This is a genomic window from Phenylobacterium sp., from assembly GCF_024508875.1.
In the GTDB taxonomy this organism is placed as follows: Bacteria; Pseudomonadota; Alphaproteobacteria; order Caulobacterales; family Caulobacteraceae; genus Phenylobacterium.
Map to the genome: position 1 here is coordinate 1 of NZ_JANINU010000332.1, position 18,114 is coordinate 18,114.

The 18,114-nt window shown below is 67.9% G+C and carries 19 protein-coding genes; 11 read left to right on the forward strand and 8 right to left on the reverse strand.

Translation table 11 applies throughout. The annotated features are described in order from the left end of the window. From Q0L11_RS21845 to Q0L11_RS21865, 5 genes are all read left to right on the forward strand, one after another. On the forward strand, nucleotides 1-153 hold a 153-nt coding region (locus Q0L11_RS21845; protein ID WP_296600130.1), incomplete at its 5' end, for a winged helix-turn-helix domain-containing protein. Beyond that, nucleotides 122-1,711 carry a stimulus-sensing domain-containing protein gene (locus Q0L11_RS21850; RefSeq protein ID WP_296600111.1) on the forward strand — a complete coding sequence of 530 codons (1,590 nt, stop codon included), beginning with the start codon at nucleotides 122-124 and terminating at the stop codon, nucleotides 1,709-1,711. The genes Q0L11_RS21845 and Q0L11_RS21850, both read left to right, overlap by 32 nt. Nucleotides 1,712-1,885: 174 nt before the next feature. Next, nucleotides 1,886-2,377, forward strand: coding sequence for an HPr kinase/phosphorylase (locus tag Q0L11_RS21855; protein WP_296600112.1), 492 nt, complete (start codon nucleotides 1,886-1,888; stop codon nucleotides 2,375-2,377). 10 nt (nucleotides 2,378-2,387) lie between these two features. After that, the gene (locus tag Q0L11_RS21860; RefSeq protein ID WP_296600113.1) at nucleotides 2,388-2,792 is read left to right on the forward strand and encodes a PTS sugar transporter subunit IIA; all 405 of its coding nucleotides are present in this window, start codon (nucleotides 2,388-2,390) and stop codon (nucleotides 2,790-2,792) included. After that, nucleotides 2,789-3,061 carry an HPr family phosphocarrier protein gene (locus tag Q0L11_RS21865; RefSeq protein ID WP_296600114.1) on the forward strand — a complete coding sequence of 91 codons (273 nt, stop codon included), beginning with the start codon at nucleotides 2,789-2,791 and terminating at the stop codon, nucleotides 3,059-3,061. The genes Q0L11_RS21860 and Q0L11_RS21865 overlap by 4 nt, the downstream gene beginning before the upstream one ends. Nucleotides 3,062-3,085: 24 nt before the next feature. Here the strand turns inward: Q0L11_RS21865 and Q0L11_RS21870 are convergent, their stop codons facing one another. The 5 genes from Q0L11_RS21870 to bioB all read right to left on the reverse strand — a co-directional run bounded on the left by Q0L11_RS21870 (nucleotide 3,086) and on the right by bioB (nucleotide 7,576). Further along, complete coding sequence (locus Q0L11_RS21870; protein WP_296600115.1) at nucleotides 3,086-3,847, reverse strand: ABC transporter permease; 762 nt, start codon at nucleotides 3,845-3,847, stop codon at nucleotides 3,086-3,088. Further along, a complete protein-coding gene (locus Q0L11_RS21875; RefSeq protein WP_296600117.1) occupies nucleotides 3,844-4,770 on the reverse strand; it encodes an ABC transporter ATP-binding protein in 927 nt (308 codons plus the stop codon). Before Q0L11_RS21875 ends, Q0L11_RS21870 begins: the two co-directional genes overlap by 4 nt. Nucleotides 4,771-4,994: 224 nt before the next feature. Further along, the gene (locus Q0L11_RS21880) at nucleotides 4,995-5,312 is read right to left on the reverse strand and encodes a hypothetical protein (RefSeq protein WP_296600118.1); all 318 of its coding nucleotides are present in this window, start codon (nucleotides 5,310-5,312) and stop codon (nucleotides 4,995-4,997) included. Between the two features lie 126 nt (nucleotides 5,313-5,438). Then, on the reverse strand, nucleotides 5,439-6,128 hold the full coding sequence (locus Q0L11_RS21885) for a GNAT family N-acetyltransferase (protein WP_296600119.1): 690 nt from the start codon (nucleotides 6,126-6,128) through the stop codon (nucleotides 5,439-5,441). Between the two features lie 452 nt (nucleotides 6,129-6,580). Beyond that, complete coding sequence (bioB, locus tag Q0L11_RS21890; protein ID WP_296600120.1) at nucleotides 6,581-7,576, reverse strand: biotin synthase BioB; 996 nt, start codon at nucleotides 7,574-7,576, stop codon at nucleotides 6,581-6,583. Nucleotides 7,577-7,735: 159 nt separating this feature from the next. Here bioB and Q0L11_RS21895 point away from each other — a divergent pair, with 159 nt between their 5' ends. The 4 genes from Q0L11_RS21895 to Q0L11_RS21910 all read left to right on the forward strand — a co-directional run bounded on the left by Q0L11_RS21895 (nucleotide 7,736) and on the right by Q0L11_RS21910 (nucleotide 12,841). Beyond that, nucleotides 7,736-9,169, forward strand: coding sequence for a CHAD domain-containing protein (locus Q0L11_RS21895; RefSeq protein WP_296600132.1), 1,434 nt, complete (start codon nucleotides 7,736-7,738; stop codon nucleotides 9,167-9,169). 107 nt (nucleotides 9,170-9,276) lie between these two features. Continuing rightward, the gene (gene ahcY / locus Q0L11_RS21900) at nucleotides 9,277-10,668 is read left to right on the forward strand and encodes an adenosylhomocysteinase (RefSeq protein ID WP_296600121.1); all 1,392 of its coding nucleotides are present in this window, start codon (nucleotides 9,277-9,279) and stop codon (nucleotides 10,666-10,668) included. Nucleotides 10,669-10,871: 203 nt separating this feature from the next. Further along, complete coding sequence (locus Q0L11_RS21905) at nucleotides 10,872-11,717, forward strand: PfkB family carbohydrate kinase (RefSeq protein WP_296600122.1); 846 nt, start codon at nucleotides 10,872-10,874, stop codon at nucleotides 11,715-11,717. Further along, on the forward strand, nucleotides 11,714-12,841 hold the full coding sequence (locus Q0L11_RS21910; protein ID WP_296600123.1) for a serine hydrolase domain-containing protein: 1,128 nt from the start codon (nucleotides 11,714-11,716) through the stop codon (nucleotides 12,839-12,841). The genes Q0L11_RS21905 and Q0L11_RS21910 overlap by 4 nt, the downstream gene beginning before the upstream one ends. A gap of 299 nt (nucleotides 12,842-13,140) precedes the next feature. Here Q0L11_RS21910 and rarD read toward each other — a convergent pair whose 3' ends face one another. Then, nucleotides 13,141-14,073 (reverse strand): EamA family transporter RarD, encoded by a 933-nt coding sequence (gene rarD / locus Q0L11_RS21915; RefSeq protein WP_296600124.1) that lies wholly within the window; start codon nucleotides 14,071-14,073, stop codon nucleotides 13,141-13,143. Nucleotide 14,074: 1 nt separating this feature from the next. Next, nucleotides 14,075-15,106 (reverse strand): aspartate-semialdehyde dehydrogenase, encoded by a 1,032-nt coding sequence (locus tag Q0L11_RS21920; protein WP_296600125.1) that lies wholly within the window; start codon nucleotides 15,104-15,106, stop codon nucleotides 14,075-14,077. 194 nt (nucleotides 15,107-15,300) lie between these two features. Here Q0L11_RS21920 and Q0L11_RS21925 point away from each other — a divergent pair, with 194 nt between their 5' ends. After that, the gene (locus tag Q0L11_RS21925; RefSeq protein WP_296600126.1) at nucleotides 15,301-15,687 is read left to right on the forward strand and encodes a PaaI family thioesterase; all 387 of its coding nucleotides are present in this window, start codon (nucleotides 15,301-15,303) and stop codon (nucleotides 15,685-15,687) included. A gap of 160 nt (nucleotides 15,688-15,847) precedes the next feature. Here Q0L11_RS21925 and Q0L11_RS21930 read toward each other — a convergent pair whose 3' ends face one another. Continuing rightward, nucleotides 15,848-16,624: an SDR family oxidoreductase gene (locus Q0L11_RS21930; protein WP_296600127.1), complete on the reverse strand. Its 777-nt coding sequence runs from the start codon at nucleotides 16,622-16,624 to the stop codon at nucleotides 15,848-15,850. Nucleotides 16,625-16,835: 211 nt separating this feature from the next. Between Q0L11_RS21930 and Q0L11_RS21935 the strand changes: the two genes are divergently transcribed. Next, on the forward strand, nucleotides 16,836-18,114 hold a 1,279-nt coding region (locus Q0L11_RS21935; protein WP_296600129.1), incomplete at its 3' end, for an enoyl-CoA hydratase-related protein.

An 18,114-nucleotide genomic window follows, 5' to 3' on the forward strand; every position in this document is an offset into this window, starting at 1 on the left:
ATGGACGCGGCCTACGACGACCAGGTCTATGTCGACGACCGCACCATCGACAGCCATATCAAGCGCATGCGGAAGAAGTTCCGCGAGGTGGACCCCGAGTTCGACGCGATCGAAACCCTTTATGGCGTCGGATACCGATACCGCGAATCCTGACCGCGGCGAGCCGGGATGGCTGAGCTGGCTGCCGGGCTCGCGCCTGGGGCGGCTCATCATCGTGCTCAACCTGCTCGGCCTGGCGATCATCATCGTCGGGGCCTTGGTGCTGAACGAACTGCGCCGCGGCCTGGTGATCGCCCGCATCGACAGCTTGACCACCCAGGGCGAGCTGATCGCCACCATCATCGACCAGGCCGCCACGGTGGGCGAACCGACGCCGACCATGGATCCGGGCTATGCCAGCCAGCTGCTGCAGCTCCTCTCCAACCCGCGCACCCAGCGCGCGCGGCTGTTCGACAACACCGGCAAGCTGATCGCCGACAGCTACTGGGTCGCCGACCGCGTCGAGTGGAAGGTCCTGCCGCCGGCCAAGGCGCCCGGCCAGCAGGACGGCATCGATCTCGGCCTGCGTCCCGCCAAGCTGCCGCCCAAGGCCGCCAATGCGGCCTTGGCCTTCGAGGTCGGCCAGGCGCTCACCGGCAAGCACGTCGCCGGCATGCGCCGCTCGGACGACGGCGAGCGGGTGGTGTCGGTCTCGATCCCCATCCAGCACGTCCAGGCGGTGCTCGGCGTCCTGACGCTCGAGGCCAATGACGTCGACGAGACCATCGCGCGCCAGCGCGCGGCCCTGTTCCCGTTCATCCTGCTGTCGATCGCGGTGACCTTCGTCTCGTCCCTGCTGCTCAACACCCTGATCGCCCTGCCGGTGCGCCGCCTGGCCCGCGCCGCCGACCGGGTGCGCCTGTCGCGCGCCCGCTCCATCTCCCTGCCCGACCTCGCCAAGCGCGACGACGAACTCGGCGACCTGACCCGCGCGCTCGAAGCCATGACCGACGCCCAGTCCGAGCGCATGGGCGCGATCGAGCGGTTCGCCGCCGACGTGGCCCACGAGATCAAGAACCCGCTCACCTCCCTGCGCTCCGCCGTCGAGACCCTCGACATCGTCCAGGACCCCGCCGCGCGCGAGCGCCTGCTGGCCATCCTCAAGCAGGACGTCCAGCGCCTCGACCGCCTGGTGACCGACATCTCCAACGCCTCGCGCCTGGACGCCGAGCTGTCGCGCGAGGACATGCGGCCCTTCGACCTCGGCCGGCTGATCGGCGAGATCGTCCAGATCTACGAGGCCTCCACCAAGCCGGGCGAGGTCACCGTCACCTACGCCCCGCCGGACTCGATCGACCCGGCTATGGTCTCCGGCCGCGAGGGTCCGCTGGGCCAGGTGTTCCGCAACCTGATCGACAACGCCCGCTCCTTCAGCCCGCCGGGCGGCCAGGTGCGTGTCGCGCTGGAGCGGGTGCGCGGCGACGCGGTGGTCACGGTCGACGACGACGGCCCCGGCATCCCGCCCGACAATCTCGAGACGGTGTTCGAGCGGTTCTACACCTCGCGGCCCAAGGGCGCGGCCTTCGGCGGCAATTCCGGCCTCGGCCTCTCCATCGCCCGCCAGATCGTCGGCGCCCAGAGCGGCGAGATCCACGCCGAGAACCGCACCGACGCCGACGGCAAGATCCTCGGCGCCCGCTTCGTCGTCCGCCTTCCGGAAGCCAAGCGGTAAGGCCGTGACCCGCCTCCCAAACCCGCATGACGGCGGAACCACGGACCACACGAACCCACACGAACAAGAGCGCGCAGCGCTCCGTCGCACGAGCACCAGCTTCTCAAGCAAGCCGTTCATGGCGGTTCGTGTGGGTTCGTGGTTCCAATTCTTCTTCACCCTGGGGGAGGTCGCATGACCGCCACCCTCCACGCGGGCCTCATCGCCCTCCACACCCGCTCCGGATGGCGCGGCGCGCTCATCCAGGGCGCTTCGGGGGCGGGCAAGAGCGACCTCGCCCTGCGCTGCCTCGAGGCCGGCTTCCGCCTGGTCGCCGACGACCGCACGATGGTCTGGGCCTCGGGCGACGCGCTCTACGGCCGGGCCCCCGGCCCGCTCGCCGGCCTGGTCGAGGTGCGCGGCCTGGGCGTTCTGCCCCATCCGGCGCTCGCCTTCTGCCGCATCGTCCTCAGCGTTCGCGACGGGACGCCCGAGCGCCTCCCCGACCCGGCCTTCGGCGCCTACGAGGGGTTGAGCCTTCCCGAAATCGTTCTCCCGCTGCTTGAATCCGCTGCGCCTGCGAAACTGCGTCGCGCATTGCAGCATCTTGGAGCCGGCGCGGAAGGAGCGTATCAATCCGCCCGCGTGGCCGCCGAACCCCCGCGGCCGGGTGGGGATACCCCTTGAGAGAGTTCAAATGATCGGCCTCGTGATCGTCACCCACGGGCGCCTGGCCGAGGAATTCGTCTTCGCCATGGAGCATGTGGTCGGCCCGCAATCAGCGGTGGCCGCCATATGCATCGGTCCCGAGGACGACATGGAAAAGCGCCGCCAGGACATCCTCGCCGCCTGCGGCCGCGTGGACACCGGCGCCGGCGTCATCCTGCTCACCGACATGTTCGGCGGCACGCCGTCGAATCTCGCCATCTCGGTCATGGAGCAGACCAAGGCCGAGGTGATCGCCGGGCTCAACCTACCCATGCTGATCAAGCTCGCCAGCGTCCGCACCAAACTGAACCTGGAAGACTGCGTCGCCCACGCCCAGGAGGCCGGGCGCAAGTACATCTCCGTCGCCTCCTACGTCCTGGCGGGGGAAAAGTGACGGCGACGGGCAGCGTCGACATCGTCAACAAGCGCGGCCTCCACGCCCGGGCCTCGGCCAAGTTCGTCAAGCTGGCCTCGACCTTCGACGCCGAGGTCAAGGTCTCCAAGGACGGCCAGACCGTCGATGCGCGCTCGATCATGGGCCTGATGATGCTCGCCGCCGGCCCCGGCTGCGCCATCGAGATCGAGGCCGAGGGGCCCGAAGCCGCCCAGGCGCTCGAAGCCCTTACCGCCCTCGTCGCGGCGCGCTTCGACGAAGACGAATAGCGCCCGGCGGCGCCCCACGAACCCCTAGGTCTTCAGCTTGTACCCCGTGCGGAAGATCCACGAGATCGCCGCCAGGCACAGCACCATGAAGCCGAAGGTGGCCGCCAGGCTCACCCCGACCTTCACGTCCGACACCCCGTAGAAGGCCCAGCGGAAGCCGCTCACCAGGTAGACCACCGGGTTGAACAGGGCGATCTTCTGCCAGACGCCGGGCAACATCGAGATCGAGTAGAAGCTGCCGCCCAGGAAGGTCAGCGGCGTCACGATCATCATCGGCACGATCTGCAGCTTCTCCCAGCCATCGGCCCAGACCCCGATCACGAAGCCGAACAGCGAGAAGGTCACCGAGGTCAGGACCAGGAACGAGATCATCACGAAGGGGTGGATCACCGAGAACGGCACGAACAGCCGCGCCGTGGCCATGATGATCAGGCCCAGGATCACGCTCTTGGTGGCCGCCGCGCCGACATAGCCGACCACGATCTCCAGGGCGGAGATCGGCGCCGACAGCACCTCGTAGATCGTGCCCGAGAACTTCGGCATGTAGATCCCGAAGCTGGCGTTGGAGATGCTCTCGGTCAGGATCGACAGCATGATCAGGCCCGGCACGATGAAGGCGCCGTAGGTCACCCCGTCGATCTTCGCCATGCGCGCCCCGATCGCGGCGCCGAACACGATGAAATAGAGCGAGGTCGAGATCACCGGCGAGGCGATCGATTGCAGGAGGGTCCGCCAGGTGCGGGCCAGCTCGAAGATGTAGATGGCGCGGATCGCATGAATGTTCACGGCCGGCTCCTCACCAGGCTCACGAAGATCTCCTCCAGCGAGGACTCCTCGGTCTTCAGGTCCTTGAAATCGATGCCGTGATCGCCGAGGCGGCGCAGCAGGCCGGCGATGCCGGTGCGGTCGGCCTGGGCGTCGAAGGTGTAGACCAGGTCCAGCCCGTCGTTGGACAGTTCCAGCGGCTCCGAGGCCAGTTCGGCCGGGATCGCCTTGAGCGGCTCCTGCAGATGCAGGGTGAGCTGCTTCTTGCCGAGCTTGCGCATCAGCACGTCCTTGTCTTCGACCAGGACGATCTCGCCCTTGGAGATCACCCCGATCCGGTCGGCCATCTCCTCGGCCTCTTCGATGTAGTGGGTAGTCAGGATGATGGTGACCCCGCTTTCGCGCAGGCCCCGCACCATCTCCCACATGTCGCGCCGCAGCTCGACGTCGACCCCGGCGGTGGGTTCGTCGAGGAACAGGATCTGCGGCTCGTGGGACAGCGCCTTGGCGATCATCACCCGGCGCTTCATCCCGCCGGACAGCGCCATGATCTTCGAGTCCTTCTTGTCCCAGAGGCTCAGGCTCTTCAGCACCTTCTCCAGGTGGGCCGGGTTCGGCGGCTTGCCGAACAGCCCGCGCGAGAACTTCACCGTGTCCCAGACGCTCTCGAAGGCGTCGGTGTTCAGCTCCTGCGGCACCAGGCCGATCTTCGAGCGCGCCTGGCGGTACTCGCGCACGATATCGTGGCCATCGGCCAGCACCGTGCCGGTGCTGGCGCGGACGATGCCGCAGATGATGCTGATCAGGGTGGTCTTGCCCGCCCCGTTGGGGCCGAGCAGGGCGAAGATCTCGCCGCGGCGAATCTCGAGGTCGACGCCCTTCAGCGCCTGGAACCCGCCGGCATAGGTCTTGGACAGGCCGGAAACGGAAATGATCGGCGACAAGCGGGCCTCCTCGCGGCGTCCCCGCCACATAGGCGGCCCCGACAGCTCAAGCTACCCCCAAGGACGCATCACGCCGTCCGCCGCCGACATCTGCTGACACCGCGAAGGGAAAATGGAGGGGTGCGAAAAGCTCGAGTTTTGTCGCCAACGCCGCTCATCACGGCATTCGCCAGGCGAGCGGGTGTGGGATATCGCGCTCGCAGACGTCCCCTGGGGCGATATCCTCAGGCCTTGATGTCGACGAAGACGCCCTTCTTCTCCTTCTCCGCCTGCTCGATCTTGGTCTTGATCATCTCCTTGATCTTGTCCTCGATCGCCTTGCGCTGCTCGGCCGGCATCGCCTTCAGCTTCTCCTCGTCCAGGCCCATCGATTTCAGGATTTGGTCGCGCATCTGCTCGGCCGGCGACTTCTTCATGAAGTCGGAGAATTCCTTCCGCGCGCCGGTCTGCTCGGCGGGCGCGGTGGCGAAGAAGCCGGTGGGCGCCTGGGTCTTCTGGGCGCCGCCGGCGGCCAGTAGCGGGTTGTTGGCGTTGACTTGCATGGACGGCTCCTGTCGGTCGCCGTTCAGGATGCAATCGGCGTGCGCCATGGCGCCACCCACGGTTTCAAGCACTTAGCGAAGGCGTTAACCAAACCCTAGGCAAGCGTGGCCGTGCAGCTTCTTCCGCTAGGCTCTCCGCAGCACCGTCATCGACAGTTCGGACCTCAGCCTGAACCCCAGGCTCTCATAGAGCGCGATGGCTCCCTTATTGTGGGAATAGGAGTGCAGGAACGCGGTCTCGCCACGCTCGGCGACCCGCTGAGCCACCACCCGCATCAGCGCCCCGGCATAGCCCTTTCCGCGGTGGTTCGGGTCGGTGCAGACCCCGCTCACCTCGGTGAAGCCGTCGGGCTTCATCCGCTCCCCGGCCATGGCGATCAGCTTGCCGTCAACCTTGACGCCCACGAACTGGCCCAACCGGTGCGTGCGCTCGAAGAAGGGGCCGGGCTCGGTGAGGGTCGCGAGCGCCAGCATGGCCGGGGCGTCGGCGTCGGTCAGGTCGACGATCTCGAAATCGGCGGGCCGCGCCTCCGGCGTCAGGGCCTCGCAGACCATCTGCCAGATGCCCGCCCGCGACACGACCTCGGTTCCGGGAACCGCCGGCGGCGGCTCGACCTCCACCAGCGCGACCCCGCCGTCCGGCGCGATCAGCTCCGGCAGGGCCGCCAGGCTGGCCGGCGATCCGTCCGCCATCGCCGCGAACAGCCCATAGGGCGCCTGGAACCGCAGCGCCGGCCCGGCCCCCTCCGCCAAGGGCGCCTGCCGCGTCGTAAGCGCGCTCCAGACGGGACGGTCGAGGGGATGGCTGGCGGTCATGCTGAAGATTGAACCCGAAAAATGCGAACGTCACCTTGGCCATGTGAGCGTCCGCCATCCAGGCCGCGAGACAGGCCACGGACAACACGGAAAGCACAGACGTGTCAGCGACATCCGCGCGAAGCGCTCACAAGTCGGGCCCGTGCTTACCGAATTACTCGCACGGTTTGTCAGAAGCTCGACAGATCGAATGGAGACGCGCTTCGCGCGCTCATCCGTGCTTTCCGTGTCGTCCGTGGTTCGCTTCTTCTGGCTTAGCGCCAGCCGGAGAACGTTCGTGTTTTTCGTGGTTCCTGAAATCTCACGCTGAGGCCTATGTCGGGCGCCGGACAGCCAACCCAGGCGTGTATGGCCTAGGTTGATTCCAGGAGGGGCGTGTCTGGACAACCGTCCCTTCGAGGGCCGGTTGCATCCTCCGCGCCCGGGCGGTCCGTCTCTCCGGGGCTGAGGGTCTAGGCGGAGACGGACTGCTTCGCGCCCATCGGCTTCATGCCGAGGTCGGCCATCAGGGCGGCGTCGGTGTGCTTGTCCGGATTGGCGGTGGTCAGCAGCTTGCCGCCGATGAACATGGAATTGGCGCCCGCCAGGAAGCACAGGGCCTGCAGTTCACGGCTCATATGCTCGCGGCCGGCCGAAAGCCGCACCACGGTCTTCGGGCAGACGATCCGCGCCACCGCGATCATGCGGACGAACTCGAAGCCGTCGACGGCTTCCGAACCCCCCAGCGGCGTGCCGGGGATCGGCATCAGGTCGTTGATCGGCAGGCTGTCCGGGTGGGCCGGCAGGGTGGCCAGCGCATGCAGCAGGCCGGCGCGGTCCTTCCGGGTCTCGCCCATGCCGACAATGCCGCCGCAGCAGGTGTTCATCCCCACCGAGCGCACGGCCTCGAGGGTGTCCAGCCGGTCCTGGTAGGTCCGCGTGGTGACCACCTTGTCGTAATAGTCCGGCCCGGTGTCGAGGTTGTGGTTGTAGTAGTCGAGGCCGGCGTCCTTCAGGGCCTGGGCCTGGTCGCGGGTCAGCATGCCCAGCGTCGCGCAGGTCTCCAGCCCCAGCGCCTTCACGCCGGAGATCATCTCCGCCACCTTCGGCACGTCGCGATCCTTCAGATCGCGCCAGGCGGCGCCCATGCAGAAGCGCTGCGCCCCTCCGGCCTTGGCCTCGGCCGCGGCGGCGATCACGGCGCCGGCGTCCATCAGCTTGCTGGCCGCCACGCCGGTCTTGAAGTGCTGGCTCTGGCTGCAATAGCCGCAGTTCTCGGGACAGCCGCCCGTCTTCACGCTGAGCAGCTGCGACAGCTGCACCTCGGTGGGATCGAACCAGGCGCGGTGGATCTCGGCGGCGCGGAACACCAGCTCGGCGAAGGGCAGCTCGAACAGCGCCTCGATCTCGTCGAGCGTCCAGTCATGTCGGGGTTGGGCGGAACCTTCAGGGCGGACGTGGGCGTTCATGGGAAGCTCCTTCGCAAAGGTCGCTGCGCCTTACACTGTGCGCCGTTGCGGAAGCAACGGATCGGCGATTTGACCCTGCTCAATTCCCGGCCCGCGGATTCGAGTCTAGGGTGATCCCGGTGTCGGGGACGGTAGGAGGCTTGCCTGGCGAGCGAGGAGATCGAGCTCAAGTTCCTGTGCGAGCCGCAGGATCTCGACGCCGTCCTGGCCGCCGCGCCTGGAGACGGTATGGAGACCCGTTCCCTGGTCTCCACCTATTACGACACCCCCGACAAGCGGCTGGGTTCGGCCCACATCTCGCTGCGCATCCGGGAGGGCGGCGGCAAGCGCGTCCAGACCCTGAAGCGGGGCGAGGGCTTCACCCGCGAGGAGCATGAGGGCCCGGCGCCCGCCGAGGGACTCGACCTGACGGTGCCCGCCCTGCGCAAGGCGCTTTCGCCCGCCCAGCGGCGCAAGCTCGCGCCGGCCTTCACCGTCGCCGTCACGCGCCGCCAGCGCACCTTCCTGTATGAGGGCGCGGAGATCGAGCTGGCTATCGACGAGGGCGCGGTCACGGCGGGGGAGCGCCAGCGCGTCATCTCCGAGGTCGAGCTGGAGCTGAAGGCGGGGCCGCCGACAGCGCTGTTCGCGCTCGCCCGGTCGCTGGCCAAGACCGCGCCGCTCTACCTGTCCTTCGACGGCAAGGCCTCGCAGGGCGCGGCCTTGCGCGACGGCGCCGGGCTGGTCCCCCGCAAGCAGGACCGGGTCAAGCTCAAGCGCGGGACCACGGCCGCCGAGGCCTTCCAGGCCATCGCCCGCAACGCGCTGACCCAGATCGCCGCCAATGCGCTGATCCTGCGCGAGGCCGACGGGGAGGCGGTGCTGCACCAGCTCCGCGTCTCGGTGCGCCGGCTGCGCAGCGCCATCGCCACCTTCAAGCCGATCGTCGAGGATGCGGTGGCGCCGGCCATCCGCGCGGAGCTCAAGTGGCTGCTGAAGGCCTGCGACCTCGACGTCTTCGCCCGCGACAACGCCGCGCTCGGCGAGGCGGGCGCGGCGCTCGCGCCCGCGGTCGAGGCCGCCCGCGCCGGCGCGCATGCCAAGGCCCAGGCCGCGGTCGCCTCCAAGCGGTTCCGTGACCTGGTGCTGGAGGCCACCGCCTGGGTGGAGACCGGCGCCTGGCTCAGCGGCAAGCATGAGAAGCGCCGCAAGGGCTCGGCCCGCGAGTTCGCCGCCAAGGCGCTTGCCCGCCGGTGGAAGCGGATCGCCGCCCGCGCCGCCGAGCTTGAGGATCTGGGCGATGCGGGCCGCCACCATCTGCGGATCGACGCCAAGAAGCTCCGCTATGCGCTGGAGGCGTTCGCGCCGCTCTTCCACAAGTCCAAGGTCGATCGGTTCCTCAAGCGCCTCAAGACGCTGCAGGACGAGCTGGGTGCGCTGAACGACGCCGCCGTGGCGCATCGGCTGGTGGCCCGCCTGAAGCCGGCCGGGGCGGGGCGTGCGGCGGCCCGCAGCGTGCTCGCCGCCCGCGACCATCGCCGCGACAAGACCCTCAAGTCCGCGACCAAGGCCATGCGCCACCTGGCGGCCGCTCCGCTGCCCTGGGTCATATAAAGATTTCTTTATGTGTTTCTTGCGAGGTTGGGCGGGCGCCGGTATAGAACCGCCCAAACCCACCTGATCGCCTGCAATATCGGCGGTCGGACCTGACAGGATTCCCGATGACCGACTATGTGGTGAAAGACATCTCGCTGGCCGACTTCGGCCGCAAGGAGATCGAGATCGCCGAGACCGAGATGCCGGGCCTGATGGCTGTCCGCGCCGAGTTCGGCAAGGCGCAGCCGCTGAAAGGCGCCCGGATCGCGGGCTCCCTGCACATGACCATCCAGACCGCGGTGCTGATCCAGACGCTGGAAGCGCTCGGCGCCGAGGTCCGCTGGGCCTCCTGCAACATCTTCTCCACCCAGGACCACGCCGCCGCGGCCATCGCCGCCAACGGCACGCCGGTCTTCGCGATCAAGGGCGAGACCCTGGTCGAGTACTGGGAATACGCCCACAAGATTTTCGAGTGGCACGACGGCGGTTACCCGAACCTGATCCTGGACGACGGCGGCGACGCCACCCTGCTCTGCGTCCTGGGCCCGAAGGCCGAGAAGGACCCGTCGGTCCTGAACAACCCGACCAACGAGGAAGAGGAAGCCCTCTTCTCGGTGATGAAGCGGTACCTGAAAGAGAAGCCCGGCTTCTACACGGCGATCCGCGACGCTTGTAAGGGCGTGTCGGAAGAGACCACCACGGGCGTGCACCGCCTGTACCAGATGCACGAGCGCGGCGAGCTGCCGTTCACGGCCATCAACGTCAACGACAGCGTCACCAAGTCGAAGTTCGACAACCTGTACGGCTGCCGCGAGAGCCTGGTGGACGCCATCCGCCGCGGCACCGACGTGATGCTGGCCGGCAAGGTCGCGGTGGTCCTGGGCTACGGCGACGTGGGCAAGGGCTCGGCCGCTTCGCTCCGCAACGGCGGCGCGCGCGTCATGGTCACCGAAGTCGACCCGATCTGCGCCCTGCAGGCGGCGATGGAAGGCTATGAAGTGGTGACGATGGAAGACGTGGCCGACAAGGGCGACATCTTCGTCACGGCGACGGGCAACAAGGACGTGCTCACCGTCGACCACATGCGCAAGATGAAGAACAACGCGATCGTGGCGAACATCGGCCACTTCGACTCCGAGATCCAGATCGCCGGCCTGCGCAACTTCAAGTGGGACGAGATCAAGCCGCAGGTCCACCACGTGGAATTCCCCGACGGCAAGAAGATCATCGTGCTGTCGGAAGGCCGACTGGTGAACCTGGGCAACGCGACCGGTCACCCGTCCTTCGTGATGAGCGCCAGCTTCACCAACCAGACGCTCGCCCAGATCGAGCTGTGGGTGAACGGCGCCAAGTACGAGAAGAAGGTCTACACCCTGCCCAAGCACCTGGACGAGAAGGTGGCCATGCTCCACCTCGACAAGCTGGGCGCCAAGCTGACGAAGCTGTCGAAGGACCAGGCCGACTACATCGGCGTGACCGTCGAGGGCCCGTTCAAGCCCGAGCACTACCGGTACTAGGACGCCTCCGTCTTCGAGACGCGGAGACGGGCCGGCTTCAGGCTGATGGATCGGGGGCCGCGCGGCATGTCCGCCGGCCCCTTCTTCGTCTGAGATGAGGCAATTCCGTCGACCCAATCTATAGTAGGTCTTGCCATCGCGTTTACCATCCCTGGTGGAAGAACGCTGGTTAGTCATCTAACTTTGATGTAGAGGCGCCTTCCGTGCCTCTCGCGCTGATCCTTTCCTCGTTCGTCGCCGCGTCCCGCATCGGCGGGGCGGCGCAGCAGTATGTGCTGGCGGCGCACAAGATCGATCCGGTGCTGGCGCCGACCGTGATGTTCGGGCGCACGCCGGCGCGGGGCGGCAAGGGCGAGGTCACGCCTCCCGACGTGTTCCGGCGGATGCTGGGCGACATCGAGGCCGACGCCGTCTTCGGCCTGGTGGACCTGATCATCACCGGCCACTTTTCCGATCCCGAACAGGTGGAGATCGCCGCCGGGGTGATCGAGCGGGTGCGGCACGCCGAACGCACGGATGCCTGGGGCGCTCGCCCGCTGGTGCTGGTGGACCCGATCCTGGGCGATGCGCCGCGCGGGCTCTACGTGAAGCACGAGGTCGCCGAAGCGGTGGAGCGGCGACTGGTCCCGCAGGCCGACTGGATCACGCCGAACCTGTGGGAACTGGGCTTCCTCGCCGACCGGCAGATCGACACCGCGGAAGAGGCGCGCGACGCGGTCCGCAAGCTGGGCAAGCCCGCGCTGGTCACCTCCGCCCCGGCCGGTCCCGGCGAGATCGGCCTGCTCTATGTCGACAAGGAGGAGGCCGTGCTGTTCGCCCATCCGCGGCGCCCGAGCGCGCCCAACGGGACGGGAGACCTGGTGACCGCCTGCTTCGGCGCGGGACTGGTCCACGGCCGCGACCCACGGGAGGCGGCCGAGCGCGCCGCGCGGGCCGCCGCCGAGACCGTCGCCATGGCCGAGGCCTGGAAGGCGCCGGAACTGCCCATCGTGGCCATGGCCGATCGGATCGTGAATCCCACCGCGGAAGTGCGTATTGAACGCTTATGAGCGTTGAGATCTCGGGGTTCGCCCCCACGCGGTTTTCCCAGGTGAAGGATCTGTTCGCCGCCAGCTTCGCAGCGGGCGAGGAGCTGGGCGCCCGCTTCACCCTGGTCGAGGCCGGGGAGGTGGTGCTGGACCTGTGGAGCGGGTTCGCCGACCGCAGGCGCGCCGTGGCCTGGGACGAACGCACGCTGGCGCCGGTGTTCTCCACCACGAAGGCGGTCGCTTCGCTGATGATCGCCCGGCTGGTGGACGCGGGGAAGCTGGACTACGGCCAGACGGTCGCCAGCGTCTGGCCCGAGTTCGCCCAGGCCGGGAAGGACGCGGTGACGATCGAGCAGGTGATCTCGCACCAGGCGGGCCTGTCCGGCTTCCCAGAGCCGATGGACCCGGGGCTGTGGTTCGATCCGGCGGCGATCTGCGAGAAGCTGGCGGCGATGGCGCCGATGTGGCCCGTGGGGACCGCCAGCGGCTACCACCCGATCACGATCGGCTACATCACCGGCGAGATCTTCCGGCGCGTGGACGGGCGCACGCTGGGAACGGCGCTGGCCGAGGACGTCGCCCGCCCCTACGGGTTGGACCTGTGGATCGGCCTGCCCGACGCCGAGCATGGCCGTGTGGCCGAGCTGCAGCGGCCCAGCGCCGTGCCGGATTTCGGCGAGGTCAACGAACCCACCAAGGCGGCCTTCCTGACGCCGTGGTCGTCGGCGTCCGGGCGCGGCCAGGCCGACTGGCGGCGGATGGAGATCCCCTCGGCCAACGGCCACGCCACGGCCGAAGCGCTGGCGAAGCTGCTGGGCGCGCTGGCGAACGACGGCTGGCTGGACGGCGGCGAGATCCTGTCGCCGGCCCTGATCGCCGAGGCGAGCCGCGAGCGGATCCGCGGCCAGGACCTGGTGCTGCCGTTCTTCATGAGCTGGGCGGCGGGGTTCATGCGCAACGCGCCGAACTTCCCGTGGGGGCCGGGCGCGCGGACGTTCGGCCATTCGGGCTGGGGCGGCTCATGCGCCTTCGCCGATCCCGAGCGGAAGCTGGGCGGCGCCTACGTCATGAACAAGCAGGGCGTCGCGCTGATGGGCGACGAGCGGCCCAGGCGGCTGATCGAGGCGGCCTACGCCGCACTCTGACGCGCACGAAAAAGGGCCCACGCGGGGCCCTTGTCCGATCGGCGATGCGCCGCGCCTATCCGCCGATGACGGCGATCGCGAGGGCGGCGACCAGGCCCAGGGCCACGAGGAAGGCGGGGGCGATCCGGTCGAACGAAGCTTCGAAGCGGGCGAAGGTCATGACACACACCATGAGTTTCGGTTGCGACCCCGAGGGAGCGGGGCTGTCCGTCTGGACGTCAGATAGATACCTCTATCTGAACGCTGCATAGATCAGCGTTTTCGCACTGCGGATATGCGATTTCGCAAATCGGCGCGGACTACTCCGCCGCCGCCTCGGCGACCTCACGGGTGGCGCGCATCACGGCGCGCGAGCGACGCCAGGCGCCGAACAGGAACACCGCCGCCCCGCCCCAGATGAAGGCGAAGGAGAGCGCCCTGACCGGGGTGAAGGGCTCGCCCTGGGAGAGGCCGATGAAGAAGCTGATGGTCGGCGAGATGAACTGCAGGAAGCCCATCATCGACAGCGGGATGCGGCGCGCGGCCCAGGAGAAGAGCACCAGCGGGATCGCCGTGATGGGGCCGCAGGCGATCAGCCACGCCGCCGCGATCGGGTCGCCGAAGTGGCCGCCGCCGTGTCCCGTCAGCCAGACGATGTAGGCGGCGGCGACACCGCCCACCAAGAGGGTCTCGACCAGGAACCCGGTCTGGGCCTCGGCCGCGACCTGTTTGCGCACGACGCCGTAGCCGCCGAAGCTGAAGGCGAGAATGAGCGAGATCCACGGCGGATGACCCAGCGCCACGGCCTGGATCGCGACGCCGACGAGGGCGAGGCCGATGGCCGCCATGCCGATGCGGTCGATGCGCTCGCGAAACACCAGGGCGCCCGCCGCCATCACAACCAGCGGGTTGATGTAGTAGCCGAGACTGGCTTCAAGCAGCCGGCCGGACGTCACAGACCAGATGAACACGACCCAGTTCGTGGCGATCAGGAGCGACGACAGGAAGAGCCAGGCCAGGGTCTTCGGATTGCGGACCACCGCCATCGCTTGGTCGCCCTGCTTCGCCAGGGCGACGAACACCAGCGCGGTCGGGATGCTCCACAGGATGCGATGGGCGAGGATCTCCCACGGACCAACGCCCATGGCGCCGATCGCCTGGAAGACCAGGGGCACGAAGCCCCAGATCACATAGCAGGCGGCCCCGGCTGTCAGCGCCAGGCGGGCTTCGCCGGACGCTGACGGCGAGGTCATCCTAGGCCACCACCTTGGACTTGATGAGGCCGCGCTCGTGCAGCAGTTCGGCGATCTGGACCGCGTTGAGGGCGGCGCCCTTCCGCAGGTTGTCGGCGACCACCCACATGTTGAGGCCGTGCTCGACAGTCGGGTCCTTGCGGATGCGGCTGACGTAGACCGGGAACTCGCCCTGCGATTCCTTCGGCGTGATGTAGCCGGTGGGATCGCGCTTATCGACGACGATCACCCCGGGGCTCTCGCGCAGCAGGTCGCGCGCCTCGTCCTCGTCGAGCGGGTTTTCGAACTCGATGTTCACCGCCTCGGAATGGCCGACCATGACCGGCACGCGCACGCAGGTGACCGTCAGCTTGATGGCCGGGTCGATCATCTTGTGGGTCTCGTTCCACATCTTGGCTTCCTCATCGGTGTAGCCGTCGTCCTGGAACGACCCGATGAAGGGGATGACGTTGAAGGCGATCTGCTTGGGGAACTTCTTGGGCGGCGGCGCGCCCAGGACGAAGATGCCCTTCGTCTGGTCCCAGAGCTCGTCCATGCCTTCCTTGCCGGCGCCGGAGACCGACTGGTAGGTCGCCACCACCACGCGCTTGATCTTGGCCGCGTCGTGCAGCGGCTTCAGCGCCACGACGAGCTGCGCCGTCGAGCAGTTGGGGTTGGCGATGATGTTTTTCTTGTGGGCGTAGCTGACGTCGTCGGGGTTCACCTCGGGCACGATCAGCGGGACGTCCGGGTCCATGCGCCAGGCCGAGGAGTTGTCGATGACGATGGGGCCGGCGGCGCCGATCTTGGGCGACCATTCCTTGGAGAAGGTTCCCGAGACGCTCATCAGCACGAGATCGACCTTGGAGAAGTCGAACTGCTCGACATCCTGGCACTTCAGGATCTTCTCGCCGAACGAGACTTCCACGCCGATGGATTTGCGCGAGGCGATCGCGTGAATCTCGTCCACGGGGAAGTTCACCTCCTCGAGGATGTTCAGCATCTCGCGGCCCACGTTGCCCGTGGCGCCGACGACGGCGACCCGGTAACCCATTGGCGTCTCCTAAGTCTTGAGGGAGCGTCCCGTTACGCTCTGCGGCCGGCCAAGGCAACCGAGCGGACCTGACCGGCCCTTCAGATAGGCTGACGCGCCGCCGATGGAAGATGCATCGCGTTCATGACCTCTCGGGTCATGGCCTTGTGCAGGCCTCGCGTCCAATCTGCGGGGAAACGAAGGAGGACGCCGCCTTGGCCGATACGGGAATGCCCTTTTCCAACCTGATGGGCGTGGAGATCGTGGAGGCGAGCAAGGCGCGCGTGCACGGGCGGCTGGTGGTGCGGGACCACCTCTGCACCGCCGGCGGCATCCTGCACGGCGGCGCCTACATGGCCTTCGCCGACGCCTTGGGCGCCATCGGCGGGGTGCTGAACCTGCCCGAGGGCGCTCGGACGACCACACTGGAGAGCAAGACCAATTTCCTGGGCGGCGCGCCGGTGGGCTCGACGGTGGAGGGCGAGGCGACGCCGCTGCACGTCGGGCGGCGCTCGTCGGTCTGGCAGACCCGGATCACCAACGCCGAGGGCAAGCTGCTGGCGCTGGTCATCCAGACCCAGATGACGATCCAGGCCGCGTGATCGAAGGGTCATGGTGGAGGGGGTGAGATCTGGCTCGGAGCAGTAGACCCTTTGCGCTCCACCCGCCGGAAGACCGGCCGGTCCCCCTCCGCCCGACTCTACGGTTAACCGCGTTCGGCGGACGCAGAACCGTCACACGGACGGCTCCAAGGACCCGGCGTCAGACACCCATCTGAGCCAGGGCCACGCCGCCGTCGACGGCGATGGTCTCGCCGACCACGTAGTCGCCCGCGCGGCTGGCCAGGTAGATCGCCACGCCCTGCATGTCCTCGTCCGTGCCGATGCGGCGCGACGGGATGCGCTTGGCCACTTCGTCGCCGGCGTCGCGGGCCACGCGGTTCATCTCGGAGGCGAAGGCGCCCGGCGCGATGGCGCTCATGACGATGTTGTCCTGGATCAGCCGCGCGGCCATGCGGCGCGTCAGGTAGATCAGGCCTGCCTTGGAGGCGTGATAGCTGTAGGTCTCCTGCGGGTTCAGGCGGATGCCGTCGATCGAGGCGATGTTGATCACCTTGGCCGGCCGCGCGTGCGTGGCCGAGGCGGTCAGGGTCTTGTGCAGGGCCTGGGTCAGGAAGAAGGGCGATTTGAGATTGAGGTCCACGACCTTGTCCCAGCCGCTCTCCGGGAATTCGTCGAAGTCCGCGCCCCAGGCGGCGCCGGCGTTGTTCAGCAGGATGTCGAGCTTGTCCTCATGGCTGAGGTAGCGCTCGGTCAGCATCTTGCACCCCTCGACCGTCGAGATGTCGACCGGGATCGACACGCATTGCGGACCCAGCTCCTCGGCGGTGGCGTCGCAGGCGGCGGCCTTGCGGGCGGTGATGTAGACCTTGCGGCAGCCGGCCTCGAGGAAGCCCTTGGCGATCATCTTTCCGATGCCGCGCGAGCCACCGGTGACCAGCGCGACCTTACCGTCGAGCGAGAACAGATTAGAGGCCATGCGGGCCCTCCCCTTCCATGTCGTTGCGGCAAGGCTCCAACGTGCTTCATTCCCCCCGCGCTGTCCGGGCGGCGAACCGGTGTCCACTTCGCCTGACAGCGCGGCCGGGAATTGACTTGGCCCTGCCGGCCGAGGCCTATAACACGCGTTTGAATTTCGCGACCGCCAGATATTTGAGCGAGCGGTCGGCCAGCCATTTCGAGGAAGCCACATGACCGAGATCAATTCGGTGACCACGCTGACCCGCGAGGGCGACGTCGCCGTCGTGACCCTGAATTCGCCGCCGGTGAACGCGCTGTCGGCCAACGTCCGCGACGGCCTGTACGAAGGCTTCAAGCAGGCCATCGCCAGCGACGCCAAGGCCATCGTGCTGATCTGCGACGGCCGCACCTTCATCGCCGGCGCCGACATCACCGAATTCGGCGGCGCCTCGAAGGGCGCCAGCCTGTTCGACGTGCAGCAGATGATGGAGAGCTCGCCGAAGCCCGTCGTCGCGGCGATCCACGGCACGGCGCTGGGCGGCGGCCTGGAAGTGGCGCTGTGCGCGCACTACCGCGTGGCGGTCCCCTCGGCCCGCCTGGGCCTGCCGGAAGTGGCCCTGGGCCTGCTGCCGGGCGCCGGCGGCACCCAGCGCCTGCCGCGCGTGGTGGGCGTGGAGAACGCCCTGGAGATGATGACCTCGGGGCGCCACGTGCCGGCGCCGGAGGCCGCGAAGCTGGGCCTGGTCGACGAGCTGGTCGAGGAAGGCAAGCTGAAGGACGGCGCCCTCGCCTTCGCGAACAAGTGCGTCGCCGAGAACAAGCCGCTGGTGAAGATCAGCGAGAACAACACCAAGCTGGAAGCGGCGAAGGGAAAGCCCGAGATCTTCGCCGAATTCCGAAAGAAGAACGCCCGCAAGTTCCGCGGCTTCGACGCGCCGGAAGCCAACATCAAGTGCATCGAGGCGGCGGTGAATTCGGCCACCTTCGAGGAAGGCCTGGCCGAGGAGCGCAAGCTGTTCATGGGCCTGATGATGGGCCAGCAGTCGGCGGCCCAGCGCTACTACTTCTTCGCCGAGCGCCAGGCGAACAAGATCCCGGACGTGCCGGACGACACCCCGACCCGCGCCATCAACAAGGTCGGCATCATCGGCGCCGGCACCATGGGCGGCGGCATCGCGATGAACTTCGCCAACGTCGGCATCCCGGTGGTGATCGTCGAGCAGCAGCAGGAGCCGCTGGACCGGGGCCTGGCCACCATCCGCAAGAACTACGAGCGCTCGCGGACCGCCAAGCCGGAAGAGACCGAAAAGCGCGTCGGCCTGATCACCGGCTCGCTGTCGATGGAAGAGGCCTTCAAGGACGTCGACCTCGTGATCGAGGCCGTGTTCGAGCGGATGGACGTGAAGAAGGACATCTTCGCCAAGCTCGACAAGATCTGTAAGCCGGGCGCGATTCTGGCCACCAACACCTCGGGCCTGAACATCGACGAGATCGCCTCGGTGACCAGCC